At 76.2% G+C, this 19,686-nt stretch carries 1 protein-coding gene (only partly in view); it reads right to left on the bottom strand.

The features are described 5' to 3' along the window. A protein-coding gene (locus BT341_RS46550) for a type I polyketide synthase (RefSeq protein ID WP_425426489.1) crosses the window boundary here: on the bottom strand, positions 1-19,686 show its 5' portion. 4,695 nt of this gene lie to the left of the window's left edge; 19,686 of the gene's 24,381 nt are visible here — the first part of the coding sequence; its start codon is at positions 19,684-19,686; its stop codon lies off the left edge, out of view.

The following is a 19,686-nucleotide window of genomic DNA, read 5'->3' as shown; positions in this document are numbered from 1 at the left end:
CGCGCCCTGCCCGGTGAACAGGAACCCGATCCGGCCTTCGCTCGCCGCCGCGGGGAGCGGGCCGTCGACCAGGTCGCGCAGACCCCGCAGCAGCTCTTCGGTCCCGGTGCCGATCACCACCGCGCGGTGCTCGAAGGCCGTCCGGCCGGTGGCCAGCGACCAGCCGACGTCGGCCGGTCGCGCGCCCGCGTCGAGCCGGTCGGCGAGCCGGCCTGCCTGGGCGCGCAGCGCGGCTTCGGAGCGGCCGGACAGCACCCACGGCACCGGCCCGGACCACGTCGGCTCGGCCACGGCGGGCGCTTCGGGCGCCTGCTCGACGATGACGTGGGCGTTGGTGCCGCTGACGCCGAACGACGAGATCCCGGCCCGGCGCGGGTGGCCGTTCGGCGCCCACGCGACGGGCTCGGACAGCAGCCGCACGTCCCCGGCGCTCCAGTCCACGTGGGACGACGGGACGTCGGCGTGCAGGGTCTTCGGCAGCAGGCCGTGGCCCAGCGCCAGGACCATCTTCATGATCCCGGCCGCGCCGGCGGCGGCCTGGGTGTGCCCGATGTTGGACTTGACCGAGCCGAGCCACAGCGGCCGGTCCCGGTCCTGCCCGTAGGTGGCCAGCACGGCCTGCGCCTCGATCGGGTCGCCCAGCACCGTGCCGGTGCCGTGCGCCTCGACGGCGTCCACTTCGGACGGCCGCAGTCCGGCGTCGGCCAGCGCGGCGCGGATCACGCGTTGCTGCGACGGGCCGTTGGGCGCGGTGAGCCCGTTCGACGCGCCATCCTGGTTGACCGCGCTGCCGCGGACCAGTGCCAGCACGGGATGGCCGTTGCGGCGCGCGTCGGAGAGCCGTTCCAGCAGCACCATGCCGGCGCCCTCGCCCCAGCCGGTGCCGTCGGCGTCGTCGGAGAACGCCTTGCAGCGGCCGTCGAGCGCGAGCCCGCGCTGGCGGCTGAACTGGATGAACCCGGACGGCGTCGACATGATCGTGACCCCGCCGGCCAGCGCGAGCGAGCACTCGCCCGCCCGCAGCGCCCGCGTCGCGAGGTGCACCGCGACCAGCGAAGACGAGCACGCCGTGTCGACCGTGACGGCCGGGCCTTCCAGTCCGAGCGCGTAGGAGATCCGGCCGGACACCACGGAACCGGCGTTGCCGGTCATCGTGTAGCCCTCGACACCCTCGTCGTCGCCGAGCGCGAGCAGCGGCGTGTAGTCCTGCCCGTTGGAGCCGGCGAACACGCCGACCGGGCCGCCGCGCAGCGACGCCGCGTCGATGCCGGCGCGCTCGATGGCTTCCCAGGCCGTCTCGAGCAGCAGGCGCTGCTGCGGGTCCATGGCCAGTGCTTCCCGCGGGTTGATGCCGAAGAACGCGGCGTCGAACCGGCTCGCGTCGTCGAGGAAGCCGCCGCGGCGGGTGTAGGAGGTGCCCTGGTGGTCGGGGTCGGGGTCGTAGAGCGCGTCCAGGTCCCAGCCGCGGTCGTCCGGGAAGCCGGTGATCGCGTCCCGGCCGCCGGACAGCAGGGCCCACAGGTCCTCCGGCGAGCCGACCCCACCGGGGAACCGGCAGGCCATCGCGACGATGGCGATCGGGTCGTCCTCCACGGGCTTCGGCGTCACGTCCACTGTGGACGGCGTGCCGGCCGGTTCGCCCAGCTCGGCCTTGAGGTGCGCGACCAGCGCGGTCGTGGTCGGGTGGTCGAAGATCAGCGTCGCGGGCAGCTTCAGCCCGGTGGCCGCGCCGAGCCGGTTGCGCAGGTCGACCGCGGTCAGCGAGTCGAAGCCCAGGTCGGTGAACGCCCGGTTCGGTTCGACCTCCGCCGGCCCCGCGTAGCCGAGCACCCCGGCGACCTGGGTGCGGACGAAGTCCAGCACGTCACGCTCGCTCAGCCCGGCGCTCTGCTCCGTCGCGGTTTCCATCGCCGCCCGCGCCTCGGGGATGCCCAGCAGCAGCGGGCTCGGCCGGACGGCGGTGAACGACGGCACGTACCGTGCCCAGTCGACGCCCGCCACGGTGAGCGTGGTCTCGCCGTGGTCGAGGGCCTGCTGCAGGGCCGCGACGGCGAGATCCGGGTCGAGCGCGTGGATGCCGCCCAGCCGCTGCCGTTCGGCGACGGCGGCGGCGTCGGCCATCCCGGTGTCGGCCCACGGACCCCAGGAGATCGAGGTCGCGGCCAGCCCGAGCGAGCGCCGGTGCTCGGCGAGCGCGTCGAGGTAGGCGTTGGCGGCGGCGTAGTTGCCCTGCCCCGGGCCACCCCAGACCCCGGCCGTCGACGCGAAGGAGACGAACGCCGACAGGTCGCGGTCGCGGGTCAGCTCGTGCAGGTGGAACGCGGCCAGTGCCTTGGGCTTCAGCACCCCGAGGAGGCGGTCCGGGGTGAGCGAGTCCAGGACGCCGTCGTCGAGGACGCCGGCGGCGTGGATCACGGCGGCCGGCGGGTGCTCCGCCAGGACGGCGGCCAGGGCGGCGCGGTCGGCGACGTCGCAGGCCACGACCTCGGCCTCGGCGCCGAGCGCGGCCAGCTCCGCGCACAGCTCGGCCGCGCCCGGCGCGGCCATGCCGCGCCGGCTGGTGAGCACCAGCCGTCCGGCGCCGCGGCCGGCCAGCCAGCGGGCGACCTTCGCGCCCAGCGCGCCGGTGCCGCCGGTGACCAGCACCGTCCCGTCCGGCGTCCATTCGCGTGCCGGCGGCGTGGCGCCGAGCGGGGAGCGCAGGAGCCGCCGGCCGAAGACACCGGACGCGCGGACGGCGACCTGGTCCTCGTCCCCGGTGAGCGCGGCGACCACCCGGGTGACGGCGCGGTCGTCGAGGTCGGCGGGCAGGTCGAGCAGGCCGCCCCAGCGTCCCGGGTGTTCGAGGGCGGCGACGCGGCCGAGGCCCCAGACGGCCGCCTGGGCCGGGGTGCGCAGCGGATCGGCCTTGCCGGTCGACACCGCGCCCCGGGTGAGCGTCCACAAGGGAGCGTCCCCGAGGGTTTGGAGCAGGGTCAGCGTGTCGACGAGGCCGCGGTAGGACTCGTCGGTGCCCAGCAGGGAAACGACCCCCGCCGGTGCGAGGTCCCCGATCCGCTCGGCCAGGGCGGCCCGGCCGATCCCGGGCTCGGCCTCGATCGTGACGACTTCGGCGCCGAAGCGGTCGAGGGGCAGCGGGGTGTCGTCGTCCGGACGGCGCACGACGAGCCAGGTGCCGTCGAGCCGGGGCGATGCCTCGACCGGGACCGACTGCCAGCCGACGCGATAGCGCCAGTTGTCCACAGTGGATTCCGCACGGCGTTGCCTGCGGTAGGCGGCCAGCGCGGGCAGCAGGTTTTCGACGGCGGGCTCGTCGAGACCGAGCGTCTTCGCCAGCTCGCCGGCGTCGTCCCGTTCGACGGCCGACCAGAACCCGGCGTCGGCGGCGTCCGAGGCCGCGGCGACGTCGGCCGGGCCCGGCAGCGTGGGCCAGTAGCGCTGCCGCTGGAACGGATACGTCGGCAGATCCACAATGGACCCGGTGAGGACGGGCGTGAAGTCGACCTCGGCACCGCGCGCCCACAGCTCGCCGGCCGAGGTCAGGAAGCGGGCGAGGCCGCCCTCGCCACGGCGCAGCGAGCCGGTGACCACGGCGTCGCCGAGGGTCCCGGCGATCGCCGTGCCGAGCACGGGGTGCGCGCTGGACTCGACGAACACGTCGAAGCCCTGCTCGCCGAGCGCCACGGCCGCGGGCGCGAACAGCACGGGCTGCCGGAGGTTCCGGTACCAGTACGCGGCGGTCAGCTCGGTGGTGTCGAGCCAGTCGCCGGTGACGGTGGAGCAGAACGGGATCCGCGCCTCGCGCGGGGTGACCGGCGCCAGCACGTCCAGCAGCTCGGCTTCGATCGCCTCGACGTGCGCCGAGTGCGACGCGTAGTCCACGGCGACCTTGCGGGCCCGGACGCCGTCGGCCGCACAACGGGCCAGCAGCGCGTCGATCCGCTCCGGGTCGCCGGACACCGTGATCGCGGCGGTCCCGTTCAGCGCAGCCACGGACAGGCCGGGCGGCAGCTCGAGGTCGTCGGCGGGCAGCGCCACCGACGCCATCGCGCCCCGGCCGGCCAGCGACGCCCGGATGACCTGGCTCCGCAGCGCGACGACCCGGGCGCCGTCCTCGAGGGACAGCCCGCCGGAGACGCAGGCGGCGGCGATCTCGCCCTGGGAGTGGCCGATCACGGCGTCCGGCCGGACCCCGAAGGACTCCCACAGCGCGGCGAGCGACACCATGACCGCCCAGCAGGCGGGCTGGACGACGTCGACCCTGGCCAGGGCCTCGGCGTCGCCCAGGACGTCGGCGAGCCGCCAGTCGACGAACGGTTCGAGCGCGGCCGCGCACCCGGCGAGCCGCTCGGCGAACACCGGCGCGGCCTCGGCGAGTTCGAGGGCCATGCCGGCCCACTGCGAACCCTGGCCGGGAAAAACGAACACGGTCTTGCCGGGCGTCCCGGCGACCCCGCGCACGGCCGGATCGGCCAGCGCCGCGACCAGCTCGTCCCGGCCGGCGCCGACGACGACGGCCCGGTGCTCGAAGGCCGACCGGGTAAGGGCCAGCGATGTCGCGACGTCGGCGTCGCCGGACTCCACTGTGGACAACAGCTCGGCCTGCCGCCGCAGCGCCTCGGCGGTCCGCCCGGACAGCAGCCACGGCACCGGCCCCGAGCGCCCTAATGTGGCCTTCGGTGCGTTGAACGACGCTGCGGCGCGCAGCGCCTCCGTCGAGGGTGCTGGTGAGGGCATGGGAGCAGCGACCGAGGCCGCCTCGGGGGCCTGCTCCAGGATCAGGTGCGCGTTCGTGCCGCTCATGCCGAACGACGAGACTCCCGCGCGGCGCGGGCGCTCGGCGGGCCACGGCCGGGTCTCGGTGAGCAGGCTGACCTCGCCCGCGTCCCAGTCGACGTGCGGGGACGGGACCTCCGCGTGCAACGTCTTCGGCAGCACGCCGTGCCGGATGGCCTGGACCATCTTGATCACGCCGCCGACCCCGGACGCCGCCTGCGCGTGCCCGACGTTGGACTTGAACGAGCCCAGGTGCACCGGCCGGCCGGCGGGCCGGTCCTGGCCGTAGGTGGCGATGATGGCCTGCGCCTCGATCGGGTCGCCGAGCCTGGTGCCCGTGCCGTGGGCCTCGACGACGTCCACATCGGACGGTTCGAGCCGCGCGTTGGCCAGCGCCCGGCGGATCACCCGCTGCTGCGAGGGGCCGTTCGGGGCGGTGAGCCCGTTCGACGCGCCGTCGGAGTTGATCGCCGAGCCCTTGATCACCGCGAGCACGCGGTGGCCGTTGCGCTCGGCGTCGGACAGGCGCTCCAGCAGCAGCATCCCGGCGCCCTCGGCCCAGCTCGCGCCGTCGGCGTCGGCGGAGAACGGCTTGCTGCGCCCGTCCGCGGCCAGCGCCCGCTGGCGGCTGAACTCGACCAGCGAAACCGGGGTGGACATGACGGTCACGCCGCCGGCCAGCGCCAGCGTGCAGTCGCTGTCCCGCAGTGACTGGCACGCCCAGTGGATCGCCACCAGCGAGGACGAGCAGGCGGTGTCGATCGAGACCGCGGGCCCTTCCAGGCCGAAGGTGTAGGCGACGCGGCCGGACAGCACGCTCGGGGAGTTGCCGGTGCCGAGGAAGCCTTCGAAGTCGTCGGTCGCGGCGCCGAGGAGGCCGCCGTAGTCCTGGTAGGTGATGCCGGCGAAGACGCCGGTCCGGCTGCCGCGCAGCGTGGCCGGGTCGATCCCGGCGCGCTCCATCGACTCCCAGGACACCTCCAGCAGCAGCCGGTGCTGCGGGTCCATCGCGACGGCCTCGCGCGGGCTGATCCCGAAGAAGCCGGGGTCGAACGCGCTCGCGTCGTGCAGGAACCCGCCCTCGCGGGCGTAGCAGGTGCCCGGCGCGTCGGGGTCGGTGTCGTAGAGGGCTTCGAGATCCCAGCCGCGGTCGGCGGGGAACGGCGAAATCGCGTCGCCGCCCTCGGCGACCAGCCGCCAGAGTGCCTCGGGATCGGCGATGCCGCCGGGGTAGCGGCAGGCCATGCCGACGATCGCGATCGGCTCGTCGACCCGGGTCACGACCTCGGTGGCGACGTCGTCCTCGGCCCCGAACAGCTCGGCCTGCAGCGACTTCGCCAGTGCGGCCGGGGTCGGGTGGTCGAAGACCGACGTCGCGGGCAGGCGCAGGCCGGTCGCGGTGTTGAGCGCGTTGCGCAGCTGGACGGCGGTCAGCGAGTCGACTCCCAGCTCCTTGAACGCGCGGTCCGCGCCGACCGCCTCCGGCCCGGCGTGCCCGAGCACGAGCGCCGCCTCGGTGCGGACGAGGTCGAGCAGGGCCCGGTGCCGGTCGGCTTCGGCCAGCCCGGCGAGCCTGCGGTGCAGGGCGTTGCCCGCGTCGGCGACCTTGGCCGCCACGCGGCGGCGAGCCGGGGCCTTCGCCGCCGGGACGGGCTCGGCGACGCGCAGCACCCCGCTCGTGCCGAGCAGGTGCAGGGCCGGTGGCTCACCGGCCCGGCAGGCCAGCGCGCCGCCGCGGCCGTGGACGACGGCTTCGAGCACCGCGGTCTGCGCCGCGACCAGGCCCTCGCCGCCCGCGGCGGTCAAGACCACCAGCTCGACGTCCAGCTCGGCCAGGTTGAGCCCGACGTCCGCGCGGTCGCGCAGGTCCGCGGGCCTGCCGTCGGACAGTCCGATGTGGACCGCGGTGGTCAGTTCCGGGACGTCCCGCAGTGCCTTGGCCAGCTCGTGCCGGTCGGCGGCGTCGCAGCCGACGACCGTGACGTCCGCGGCGAGGTCCGGCAGGGTGGCCGCGCCGAGCACGACGAGCCGCCGGACACCCCGGTCCTCGACGAGGTGCCGGGCGACGGCGGCGCCGAGTTCGCCGGACGCGCCGGTGAGCAGCACGGTGCCCGCGGGCCGCCAGGCCGCCGGGGCGCAGGCGGCACTCCGCGGCTCGTACCCGATGCCGTCCCGCAGCGCGAGCCGGTCTTCGCCCGGCACGACGGGCTCGCCGTCGACCAGGGCGAACCGCCCGGGATGCGCCGCGAGCAGCGGCTCGACGGCACCCCAGACGGCGGCCTCGACGACGTCCGGTACCTCGCCGGGCGTGACGGCGACGGCGCCGCGGGTCACGAAGATCAGCCGTGACCCGGTGAACCGGGTGTCCGCGAGCCAGGCCTCGGCCAGCGCGAGCGCCCGCTGGGCCGCGGCCCAGATCGCCCAGGTGGGATCGTCGGTGTCCGACGGACGGCAGCAGGCGAAGACGACCTCGGGCACTTCGCCGCCGGCCAGCTCGGCGAGCTCCCCGTGGCTGAACCCGTCCCCGATGCCCGCGACCGGTCGTGAGTGGGAAACAGGGCCAGAACACTGTTTCCCACTCAGGACCCACTCGGTGCGGTGGTGCGTGGTGGCCGGGGCGGTGCGGGCGGCCGGGCGCAGGACGAGCGAGCCGGCGGTGGCGACCACCTGGCCGGCCGGGTCGGCCAGCGTCAGCGCGACGGCGTCGCCCGACGGCCGCAGGCGCACCCGCAGCTCGGTCGCGCCGGTCGCGTGCAGGCTCACGCCCGACCAGGAGAACGGCAGGTGCCCGGCGGGCAGGCCGGTGAACGCCAGCGCGTGCAGGGCCGCGTCGAGCAGCGCCGGGTGCAGTCCCCAGCCCTCGGCGGCGATCCCCGCGGGCAGGGCCACCTCGGCGAAGACCTCTTCGCCGGCGCGGTAGGCCGCCCGCAGGCCCTGGAAGGCCGGGCCGTAGGCGAAGCCGGCGGCCGCGCGCTGGGCGTAGAAGTCCTCGACCGGCACGGCGCCGGACGGCGGCCACCGCGTCAGGTCGTCCGATGTGGACGGTTCCGGCGCGAGCGTGCCCGTGGCGTGCCGGACCCAGCCGTCGCCGCGGGTGTGAATGCCGAACGCGCGCCGCCCGGCGTCGTCCGGGGCCTCGACGCGGACCTGCACCGGCACGCCGCCGTGCTCCGGCAGGACCAGCGGTGCCGCCAGGACCAGCTCCTCGACCTGCGCGCAGCCCACCTCGTCGGCCGCGCGCAGCGCCAGCTCCACGAAGCCCGCGCCGGGGAACAGGATCTGGCCGTCGACGCGGTGTTCGGCCAGCCACGGCTGGCTCCGGACCGAGAGCCGCCCGGTGAGCACGACGCCGTCCGCGCCCGCCAGGTCGACCGCCGCGCCGAGCAGCGGGTGCTCCGCGCCGGACAGGCCGAGCGACGCCGGGTCGCCGCCGCCGTCCGGCACCTCCAGCCAGAACCGCTCGCGCTGGAACGGGTAGGTGGGCAGGTCCACGCGCGAGCCGCCGCCGAGCACCCGGGCCCAGTCGACGCCGGCGCCGCCGGCCTGCAGCGTGGCGAGCGCGGACAGGAGCGTGCGGGCTTCGGGCCGGCCGGCGCGCAGCACCGGCACGGCGACCGGCTCGCCGTCGCAGCATTCGGCGACCATCGCGGACAGCACCCCGGCCGGGCCCAGCTCCAGGAACCGGGTCACCCCGCGCCCGGCCAGCGTGCGGACGCCGTCGGCGAACCGGACGGTGGCCCGGACCTGGCGGACCCAGTACTCCGGGTCGCCCAGCTCGGCGGCGGTGGCGAGCTCGCCGGTGACGTTCGACAGCACCGGCACGGCGGGCTCGTGGTAGGTCAGCCCGGCCGCCACGGCACGGAACCCGGCGAGCATGCCGTCCATCCGCGCCGAGTGGAACGCGTGGCTCACCCGCAGGCGGCGGGTCTTCACCCCGCGCCCGGCGAAGACCCCCGCCACCGCGAGCACGGCGTCCTCGTCGCCGGAGAGCACGACCGACGACGGTCCGTTCACCGCGGCCAGCGACACGCGCTCGCCCAGCAGCGGCGTGACCTCGTCCTCGGTGGCCGCGACGGCGACCATGGCCCCGCCCGCGGGCAGGACTTGCATCAGCCGCGCGCGGGCGGCGACGAGCGTGCACGCGTCTTCGAGCGACAGCACGCCCGCGACGTGCGCGGCGGCCAGCTCGCCGATCGAATGACCGCCGACGAAGCCGGGCCGCACGCCCCAGTGTTCGAGCAGCCGGAACAGCGCCACCTCGACGGCGAACAGCGCGGGCTGGGTGTACTCGGTCCGGTCCAGCGGCTCGCCGTCCTCGACGACGCCGCGCAGCGGACGGTCCAGCTCGGTGTCGAAGTGCGCGCACACCGCGTCGAACGCCTCGGCGTACACCGGGTATTCGCGGTACAGCTCGCGGCCCATGCCGGCCCGTTGCGCGCCCTGGCCGGTGAACAGGAACGCCGTGCGGCCCGGCGTGGCGGTCCCGCGGACCACCGCGGCGGACGGGGTGCCCTCGGCCAGCGCCGTGAGCCCGGCCCGCAGCTCGGCGCCGTCCTCCGCCAGCACGACGGCGCGGTGCTCGAATGCCGAGCGGGTGGTCGCGAGGGACCAGGCGAGGTCGGCCGGATCGGCGTCGAGGTGCTCCAGCAGGCCCGTGGCCTGGGCCCGCAGTGCCGCTTCGGACCGGCCGGACAGCGGCAGCGGGACGAGCCCGGTGTGCCGTGGCCGCGGGGCGGCTTCGATGGCGGGGGCCTCTTCGATGATGACGTGCGCGTTGGTGCCGCTGACCCCGAACGCCGACACGCCGGCCCGGCGCGGACGTTCGCCGGCCGGCCACGGCGCCGCTTCGGTGAGCAGCGAGACGCGGCCCGCCGTCCAGTCCACTTCGGACGACGGCGGCTCGGCGTGCAACGTCTTCGGCAGCAGCCCGCCGCGCAGCGCCAGCACCATCTTGATCACCCCGGCGACGCCGGCCGCGGCCTGCGTGTGCCCGAGGTTCGACTTCAGCGAGCCGAGCCACAGCGGCCGTTCGCGGTCCTGGCCGTAGGTGGCCAGCAGGGCCTGCGCCTCGATCGGGTCGCCCAGCCGGGTGCCCGTGCCGTGCCCTTCGACGGCGTCCACATCGGACGGCCCGAGGCCGGCGCCGTCGAGCGCCGCGCGGATCACCCGCTGCTGCGCGGGGCCGTTCGGCGCGGTCAGGCCGTTGGACGCGCCGTCGGAGTTGACCGCGGACCCGCGCACGAGCGCGAGCACCGGGTGCCCGAGCCGCCGCGCGTCGGAGAGCCGTTCCAGCACGAGCATCCCGGCACCCTCAGACCAGCCGGTGCCGTCGGCGCCGGCGGAGAACGCCTTGCACCGGCCGTCCGGCGCGAGGCCGCGTTGCCGGCTGAACTCGACGAACGCGCCGGGATTGGCCATCACGGCGACGCCGCCGGCCAGCGCGAGCGAGCACTCGCCCGAGCGCAGCGACCGGGCGGCGAGGTGCAGCGCGACCAGCGACGACGAGCACGCCGTGTCCAGGGTGACGGCCGGGCCCCCGAGGCCGAGGTGGTAGGCGATCCGGCCGGAAAGGACACTGCCGGCGTTGCCCGTGAGCAGGTGCCCGCCGAGGCCTTCGGGGGCTTCGCGCAGCCCGGCGGCGTAACCGGAGGCACCCGCGCCGACGAAGACACCGGAGTCGCTCCCGGCGAGGGACCGGGGGTCGATCCCGGCCCGTTCGAGGGCTTCCCACGCGCCTTCGAGCAGCAGCCGCTGCTGCGGGTCGGTGGCCAGCGCCTCGCGCGGGCTCATCTCGAAGAAGGCGGCGTCGAACTCGCCGGCGCCGGTCAGGAAACCGCCGTCGCGGGAGTAGCTCTTGCCCTCGGCGTCCGGGTCGGGGTCGTAGAGGCCCTCGACGTCCCAGCCGCGGTCCCCGGGCCAGGCGGTGATGGCGTCGCCGCCCTCGGTCAGCAGGCGCCAGAGGTCTTCCGGCGAGGTGATCCCGCCGGGCAGGCGGCAGCTCATGCCGACGATGGCGATCGGCTCGCCGGTGTCCTCGACGAGCCGGGCCGGGACGAGCGTGGCCGCACCGCCGGACAGCTCGGTCGCCAGGAAGCCCGCGAGGACGGTGGCCGACGGGTGGTCGAAGACGAGCGTCGAGGGCAGCTTCAGGCCGGTCGCCGTGCCGAGGCGGTTGCGCAGCTCGACGGCGGTCAGCGAGTCGAAACCGAGGTCGCGGAACGGCTTGTCCACGGCGACGGCCTGCGGGTCCGCGTGCCCGAGCGCGGCCGCGGCTTCGCGCTGGACGAGGTCCAGCAGCTCGTCGGCGGTGAAGGCCCGGGCGGGTGTCTCGACGGGGGCGTCGAGCGCGGCCAGGACTGCCGGCAGGTCGCCGAGCAGGGCGCTGGGCCGGACGGCGGTGAACCCGGGGGCGAACCGGGCCCAGTCGACGTCGGCCACCGTCACGGCGGTGTCGCCGTGGTCGAGGGCCTGACGCAGGGCGGTGATGGCCGCCTTCGGGTCGAGCGGCCGCAGCCCGCGTCGGCGCAGGTGGTCCTCCGCGCCTTCGGCGGCCAGCATGCCGCCGCCCGCCCAGGGGCCCCAGGCCACCGAGGTCGCGGCCAGTCCCGCCGAACGGCGCTGGTGGGCGAGACCGTCGAGGTAGGCGTTCGCGGCCGCGTAGGCGCTCTGGCCGCCGCTGCCCCAGACGCCGGCGATGGAGGAGAACAGCACGAACGCGTCGAGCTCCCGGTCACCGAGCACCGCGTGCAGGTTCGCCGCGCCCGCGAGCTTCGCGGCGGCGAACGCGGCGAACTCCGCCGGATCGAGCTCGGCGAGCGGGGCGGACTGCGCCACGCCGGCGGCGTGCACGACGGCCCGCAGCGGCGGCCCGTCCAGGCCCGCAACCAGCGCGGCGACGGCTTCGCGGTCGGTCACGTCGCAGGCCGCCACGGTCACGGTCGCTCCGAGCGCGGCCAGCTCGTCGCGCAGCTGCGGAGCGCCGTCGGCGTCGAGGCCGCGGCGGCCGGCCAGCACGAGCTGCCCGGCCCCGGCGCGGGCCAGCCAGCGGGCGACCTCGGCGCCGAGCGCCCCGGTCCCGCCGGTGACCAGCACGGTCCCGCGCGGCCGCCACGCCCGGCCGGACGGCGTCCGCGCCCCGGCGTGCGCCAGGCGCGCGGCGAACACGCCGGAGTCGCGGACGGCGACCTGGTCCTCGCCGGTGCCGGCGAGCACGGCCGCCAGCCGGGCGACCGCGCGGTCGTCGAGGACGGCGGGCAGGTCCACCAGCCCGCCCCAGCGGTCGGCGTGTTCGAGGGCGGCGGTGCGGCCGAAGCCCCACAGCGCCGCCTGGGCCGCGCTGCGGACCGCGTCGGCGCGGCCGGTCGAGACCGCACCCGAGGTGACGCACCACAGCGGCGCGGCGATCCCGGCGGCGCCGAGCGCCTGCACGAGCCGGACGGTCGCGGTGAGCCCGGCCGGGATCTCCGGCGCGGGCCGCTCGTCGAAGGCCAGCAGCGAGAGCACGCCGTCGAAGCCGGCGTCGAGCGCGGCGGGCAGGTCGGCGACGCGGACCGGGACGCAGTCGAGGCCCGCGGTCAACGCGGCGAGGAAGCCCGGCTCGACGCCGTCGTCCGGGAGGACCAGCAACCAGGTGCCCGGCGCAGCCAGCGCGACGGGCACCGGACGCCAGCCGACGCGGTACCGCCACTGGTCCGCGGTGGACATGGTGGCGCGGTCGCCGTGCCAGCGCGCCAGCAGCGGCAAGGTGGTTTCGAGGCTGGTCAGCTCGGACTCGGCGACGTCCAGGGTCGCGGCGAGCGCGGGGACGTCCCCGGCTGCCACCGCCGTCCAGAACTCGCCGTCCACGCCGCTCACCGGGGCGGCGGCCGCGCGGGTCCGCGGCCAGAACCGCTCGCGCTGGAACGGGTAGGTGGGCAGGACGACGAACCTGGACGGCGGCAGCACGGCCGGCCAATCGGGTCCCCGGCCGGCGACGTGGAGGCGGGCGAGCGCCGTGAGCAGCGTCCGCTCTTCGGGCCGGTCCTTCCGCAGGACCGCCGTCGCGGGCAGGATCTCCTGGGCCAGCGCGGCGAGCACGCCGTCCGGGCCGAGCTCGACGCAGCCGGTGACGCCCAGCGCGGGCAGGGCGGCCACGGCGTCGGCGAACCGCACCGGTTCGCGGACCTGGCGCACCCAGTAGACCGGGTTCAGGATCTCGTCGCCGGCCAGGCGGCCGGACACCGTCGACACGATCGGGATCTTCGGCGTCGTGAACACGAGTTCGTCGGCGGCCGCGGCGAAGGCGTCCAGCATCGGGTCCAGCAGCGCCGAGTGGAAGGCGTGCGACACGGCCAGCCGGCGGACCTTCCGGCCCAGCCCGGCGAAGTGCGCCTCGACCGCCGCGACCGCGTCGGTGGTCCCGGAGACGACTGTCGCTTGTGGACCGTTGACGGCGGCCAAGCCGGCGCCGTCGCCGAGCACGGCGGTGACCTCGTCCTCGGTGGCCTGCACGGCGAGCATCGCCCCGCCTTCGGGCAGGGCCTGCATCAGCCCGGCGCGCGCGGCGACGAGCGTGCACGCGTCTTCGAGGGAGAGCACGCCCGCGACGTGCGCGGCCGCCAGCTCCCCGATCGAGTGCCCGGCCACGTAATCCGGGGTGACGCCCCACGACTCCAGCAACCGGAACAACGCGACCTCGACGGCGAACAGCGCGGGCTGCGTGTACCCGGTCCGGTCCAGCAGGCCGGGTTCGCCGAAGACGACGTCCCGCAGCGGGCGCTCCAGCTCGGCGTCGATCAGCGCGCAGACGGCGTCGAACGCGTCCGCGAACACCGGGAACCGCGCGTACAGCTCGGCTCCCATCCCGGCGCGCTGGGAACCCTGCCCGGAGAACAGGAACGCCGTCTTCCCGGCGTCCCGGACGCCTTGGACCAGGTTGGCCGCGGATCCGCCGGAAGCGAGGGCGTCCAGGCCGGTCGCCAGCTCGGCGAAGTCCGCGCCGAGCACGACGGCCCGGTGCTCGAACGCGGCGCGTCCGGCGAGGCCGGCCGCCACGTCCACGATGCCGGTGTCGCCGAGCCGCAGCAGGTTGCGGGCGGCGTCACGCACCGCGGACTCGGTCCGTCCGGAAAGGACCCACGGCACCACGCCGCTCGCGGCGGCCGGGGTTTCGGCGGCGGCGGGGACGCCTTCGAGGATCACGTGGGCGTTCGTGCCGCTGACGCCGAACGACGACACCCCGGCGCGGCGGGGACGGCCGTGCTCCGGCCACGGGCGTGGCTCGGTCAGCAGCGCCACCGCGCCGCTGTCCCAGTCGATGTGCGCGGACGGCCGGCCGGCGTGCAGGGTCTTCGGCAGCAGGCCGTGCCGCAGCGCCAGCACCATCTTGATGATCCCGGCGACGCCCGCCGCGGCCTGGGTGTGCCCGATGTTGGACTTCAGGGACCCGAGCCACAGCGGCTCTTCCCGGTCCCGGCCGTACGTGGCCAGCAGCGCCTGCGCCTCGATCGGGTCGCCCAGGGTCGTCCCGGTGCCGTGCGCTTCGACGGCGTCCACATCGGACGGTGCCAGTCCCGCGTTCGCCAGTGCCGCCCGGATCACCCGCTGCTGGGACGGGCCGTTCGGGGCGGTCAGGCCGTTCGACGCACCGTCCTGGTTCACCGCGGAGCCCCGCACCAGCGCCAGCACCGGATGGCCGTTGCGCCGCGCGTCCGAAAGCCGCTCCACCAGGATGACGCCCGCGCCTTCGCCCCAGCCCGTGCCGTCGGCGCCGTCCGCGAAGGCCTTGCAGCGGCCGTCCGCGGCGAGCCCGCCCTGCTTGCTGAACTCCAGGAACGCCCCCGGCGTGGTCATCACCGTGACGCCGCCGACCAGCGCCATCTCCGCTTCCCCGGAGCGCAGCGACTGCGCGGCCCAGTGCAGCGCGACCAGCGACGAGGAGCACGCGGTGTCGACGGTCACGGCGGGACCTTCCAGGCCCAGCACGTACGAGATCCGGCCGGAGACGACCGATCCGGCGTTGCCGGTCCCGGCGTGCCCCTCCGCGCCGCCTTCGCCGGTCTCGCGCAGCAACGCCGCGTAGTCCTGGCCGTTGGTTCCGATGTAGACACCGACCTGCGCGCCGCGCAGCGAGAGCGGGTCGATGCCCGCGCGTTCGAAGGCCTCCCACGAGGTTTCCAGCAGCAGCCGCTGCTGCGGGTCCATGGCGAGGGCTTCCCGCGGTGAGATCCCGAAGAAGGCGGCGTCGAAGTCCGCCACGCCGTCGAGGAAACCGCCGTGCCGCGTGTAGCTGGTGCCTTCGTGGCCGCGGTCCGGGTGGTACAGCTCGTCGAGCGGCCAGCCGCGGTCCTCGGGGAACGGCGTGACGGCGTCACGGCCGCCGGCCAGCAGCTCCCACAGATCTTCGGGGGTCCGCACACCGCCGGGCAGGCGGCAGGCCATCGCGACGATGGCCAGCGGCTCGTCCGCGGCCGCCGCGGCCGGTCGCGTGACCACCGGCGCCTCGGTGGCCCCGGACAGCTCGTCGCGCAGGTAGGTGGCGACGGCGGCCGGAGCCGGGTAGTCGAACACGAGCGTGGCGGGCAGGGCGAGGCCGGTCGCGGCGCCGAGGCCGTTGCGCAGCTCGACGGCGGTCAGCGAGTCGACGCCGAGGTCCTTGAACGCCCGCTCGGGCTCGACCGACTCCGGCCCGGCGTGGCCGAGCACGGCGGCGGCCTGCGCACGCACGACGTCGAGCAGCAGCGCGTGCTGCTCTTCGGGCGGTAGCGTGGCCAGGCGCCCGGCCAGGGGCTGCTCGCCGGGGACGCGCCTGGCGTCGCGCGCCTCGGGCAGGTCCGCGAGCAGCGGGCTGGGCCGGGTGGTGGTGAACCCGGGCACGAACCTGGCCCAGTCGACGTCGGCGACGAGCGGGTTGGCCTCGCCGCCTGCGATCGCGCGGCGCAGCGCGGCGACGGCCAGGCGCGGCGCCATCGGCGGCACGCCGCCCCGGCGCATCCGGACGGCGACCAGGTCGTCGGCCGCCATGCCGCTGCCGCCCCACGGTCCCCAGGCCACGGAGGTGGCGGGCAGACCGGCGGCGCGGCGCCGTTCGGCGAGCGCGTCGAGCCCGGCGTTGGCGGCGGCGTAGGCGGCCTGCCCGACCGAGCCGAGGCTGCCCGCGAAGGAGGAGAACAGCACGAACGCGGACAGCTCGCGGTCGCGGGTCAGCTCGTCGAGGTGCCGGGCGGCGTCGAGCTTGGGCCTCAGCACGGTGGCCAGCTGCTCGGCGGTGACACCGTCGAGCACGGCGTCGTCGAGGACGCCGGCGGTGTGCAGCACGGCGTCGAGGTCCGGCAGCGAGTCCAGGAGCGCGGCCACGGCGTCGCGGTCGGCGACGTCGCAGCCGGTGACGGTGACGCGGGCGCCGAGCGCGGTCAGCTCGTCGCGCAGGGCCGCCGCGCCCGGCGCGTCGAGACCGCGGCGGCTGGTGAGGACGAGGTGCCCGGCCCCGGCCTCGGCGAGGGTGCGCGCGACGACCGCGCCGAGTGCGCCGGTCCCGCCGGTGATCAGCACGGTCCCGGACGGCGACCACGGTTCGGCGGCGGGACCGGTGCTCCGCCGCAGCCGGCGGGCGAAGACGCCGGAAGCCCGCAGCGCCACCTGGTCCTCGGCCGAGGTCAGCACACCCGCCAGCCGGTCGTAGGCGCGTTCGCCGGCTTCGGCCGGCAGGTCCACCAGGCCGCCCCACTGCCGCGGGTACTCCAGCGCGGCCACCCGGCCGAGGCCCCACAGCGTGGCCTGACCGGCGTCCCGCAGCGGGTCGGCCTGCCCGGTCGAGACGGCGCCCCGGGTGGCGATCCACAGCGGCGCGCCGAGGTCCGCGCGGACCAGTTCGACGGTGCGCATCAGCGTCGTGACGACCGACGCCTCTTCGTCCAGGGCCAGCAAGGAAAGCACGCCGTCCACTTCGGAATGCTCGGCCAGCTCGTCACGGGTCACCGGGGTGAATCCACGGCCGGTCAGCGCGTCGAGGATCGGCGAGGTGAAGTCCGCGGCCGGGACGACGGCCAGCCAGGTGCCCAGCGGCTTCGGCGCCGGGGACACCGGAGCCCAGCCGATCCCGTACCGCCATGCGTCCACAGTGGACTTATCCTGGCGCTGGGCGCGGTAGGCCGCCAGCGCCGGCAGGAGGGCGTCGGTCACGTCCGCCGGCAGGTCCAGCACTTCGGCGACGGTCCCGCTGTCCACGGCGGACCAGAAGGCGTCGTCCCCGGCATCCGCGGGTACCGACGGCTCCAGCCAGTACCGCTGCCGCTGGAAGCGGTACGTCGGCAGGTCGACCCGGCGGCCGCCGCCGAGCACGGCCGCCCAGGCGGGCGGGTGCCCGGCCACGTGCATCCGCGCGAGGCCGGTCAGCGCGGCGGGCACCTCCGGCCGGTCCCGGCGCAGCAGCGCGGTCACGGCCACGCCGCCGGGCAGGCACTCCTGCGCGAGCGCGGCCAGCGCGCCGTCCGGGCCCAGCTCGAGGAAGCCGGTCACGCCGGCGTCGCGCAGCCGGCCGACGCCGTCGGCGAACCGCACGGCTTCGCGGACGTGCGAGACCCAGTAGTCGGCCGAGGTCAAGGCGTCGGCGAGGGTGCCGGTGACGTTGGAGACGACCGCGATCTCCGGCGGGTGGAAGGTCAGCCCGGCCAGGACGTCCCGGAACTCGGCGAGCATCCCGTCCATGCGGGCGGAGTGGAACGCGTGCGAGACGTCCAGGCGTTTCGTCTTGCGGCCGAGCCCGGCGAAGTGGCCGGCGGCGGCCAGCACGGCGTCCTCGTCGCCGGAGAGCACGATCGAAGCGGGCCCGTTGACGGCCGCGATCGACAGCCCCTCCACGAGCGTGACTTCGTCTTCCGCGGCCTGGACGGCGACCATCGCGCCGCCGGACGGCAGGGCCTGCATGAGCCGGCCGCGGGCCGCGACCAGCGTGCACGCGTCGGCCAGCGAGAGGACGCCGGCGACGTGCGCGGCGGCCAGCTCGCCGATCGAGTGGCCCAGCAGGTAGTCCGGGGTGTAGCCCCAGGACTCGGCCAGCCGGTACAGCGCCACCTCGACCGCGAACAGCGCGGGCTGGGTGAAGGCGGTTTCGTCGAGGCCGTCGCCCGAGGCGATCACCGTCCGCAGTGGACGGTCCAGGTGCCGGTCGAACTCCGCGCACACCGCGTCGAACGCGGCGGCGTAGGCCGGGAACCGCGCGGACAGCCCGAGGCCCATGCCGGGCCGCTGGGCACCTTGGCCGGTGAACAGGAACGCCAGCTTGCCCGGCCGGGCCGTCCCGCGCAGCAGGCCGGGTGCGACGCCGCCGGTGGCCAGCGCGTCGAGGCCGCGCAGCAGCTCGTCGCGGTGGCCGGCGAGGACGACCGCGCGGTCGTCGAGCGCCGCCCGGCCGGTGGCCAGCGACCAGGCGAGGTCGGGCAGGCTCGCGGTGCCGTCCGCCACGGCGGACTTGAGGCTCGCGGCCTGCTCGCGCAGCGCGGCCGTGCCGCGCGCGGACACCGGGAACGGCCAGGGGCCTTCAGCGGCCGGGAGTTCCTCGGTCTCTTCGGCCGCGGGCGGCTCGGCGAGCAGGACGTGCGCGTTGGTGCCGCTGACCCCGAACGCGGACACCCCGGCTCGGCGGGGCGCGTCGCGCTCCGGCCACGGCATCGGCTCGCCCAGCAGCTCGACCGCCCCGGCCGACCAGTCCACGTGGGACGTCGGCGCGTCCAGGTGCAGCGTGCGCGGCAGGTGCCCGTGCCGCAGGGCGAGGACCATCTTGATCACCCCGGCCGCACCGGAGGCGGCCTGGGTGTGCCCGATGTTGGACTTCACCGCGCCGACCCGCAGCGGCCGTCCGGCCGGGCGGTGCTGCCCGTAGGTGGCCAGCAGGGCCTGCGCCTCGATCGGGTCGCCGAGCGTCGTGCCGGTGCCGTGCGCCTCGACGACGTCCACATCGGACGGTGCGAGCCCGGCGGCGGCCAGTGCCGCGCGGATCACGCGTTGCTGCGACGGGCCGTTCGGGGCGGTCAGGCCGTTCGACGCGCCGTCGGAGTTGACGGCCGAGCCCTCGACCACCGCGAGCACCGGGTGCCCGCGGCGGCGGGCGTCGGACAGGCGCTCGAGCAGCAGCAGGCCGACGCCTTCGCCCCAGCCGGTGCCGTCGGCGGCCTCGGCGAACGGCTTGCACCGGCCGTCGCCGGCCAGGCCGCCCTGGCGGGCGAACTCCGCGAAGACCGCCGGGGTCGACATGATCGTCGCGCCCCCGGCCAGCGCGAGCGTGCACTCCCGCTTGCGCAGGGCCTGGCAGGCGAGGTGCAGCGCGACCAGCGCGGACGAGCACGCGGTGTCGACGGTGACCGCGGGCCCCTCCAGGCCGTAGCTGTAGGCGAGCCGCCCGGACAGCACGCTGCCCGCGTTGCCGGTGAGCAGGTGCCCGGCGACCTCGCCCGCCTCGCTGCCGAGGTGCGCGGCGTACCCGGACGGCGTCGAGCCGACGAAGACGCCCGCCGCCGTGCCGGCCAGGGTCCCGGGGTCGATCCCGGCCCGCTCGAAGACCTCCCACGACACTTCCAGCAGCAGCCGCTGCTGCGGGTCGGTGGCCAGCGCCTCACGCGGGCTGATGCCGAAGAACGCGGGGTCGAACGTCGTCGCGGTGTCGACGAACCCGCCCGCGCGCGCGAACTCGCCGCCGGCGGCGAACGCGTCCCAGCCGCGGTCGGCCGGGAACTCCGACATCGCGTCGGTGCCGTCGGTGAGCAGGTCCCACAGCTCCTCCGGGGACGTCACGCCGCCGGGGAACCGGCAGCCCATCGCGACGACCGCGATGGGCTCGCGCTCCCCCGCCTCCAGCTCCTGGAGGCGTTGCCGGGTCTCGGCGAGGTCGGTCGTGACCCACTTCAGGTAGTCCCGGAGCTTGTCTTCGTTCACCAG

This window comes from Amycolatopsis australiensis (genome assembly GCF_900119165.1).
Classification (GTDB): Bacteria; Actinomycetota; Actinomycetes; order Mycobacteriales; family Pseudonocardiaceae; genus Amycolatopsis; species Amycolatopsis australiensis.
Note: the sequence above shows the minus strand (reverse complement) of the source record. Positions and strands in the feature narration are given on the sequence as shown.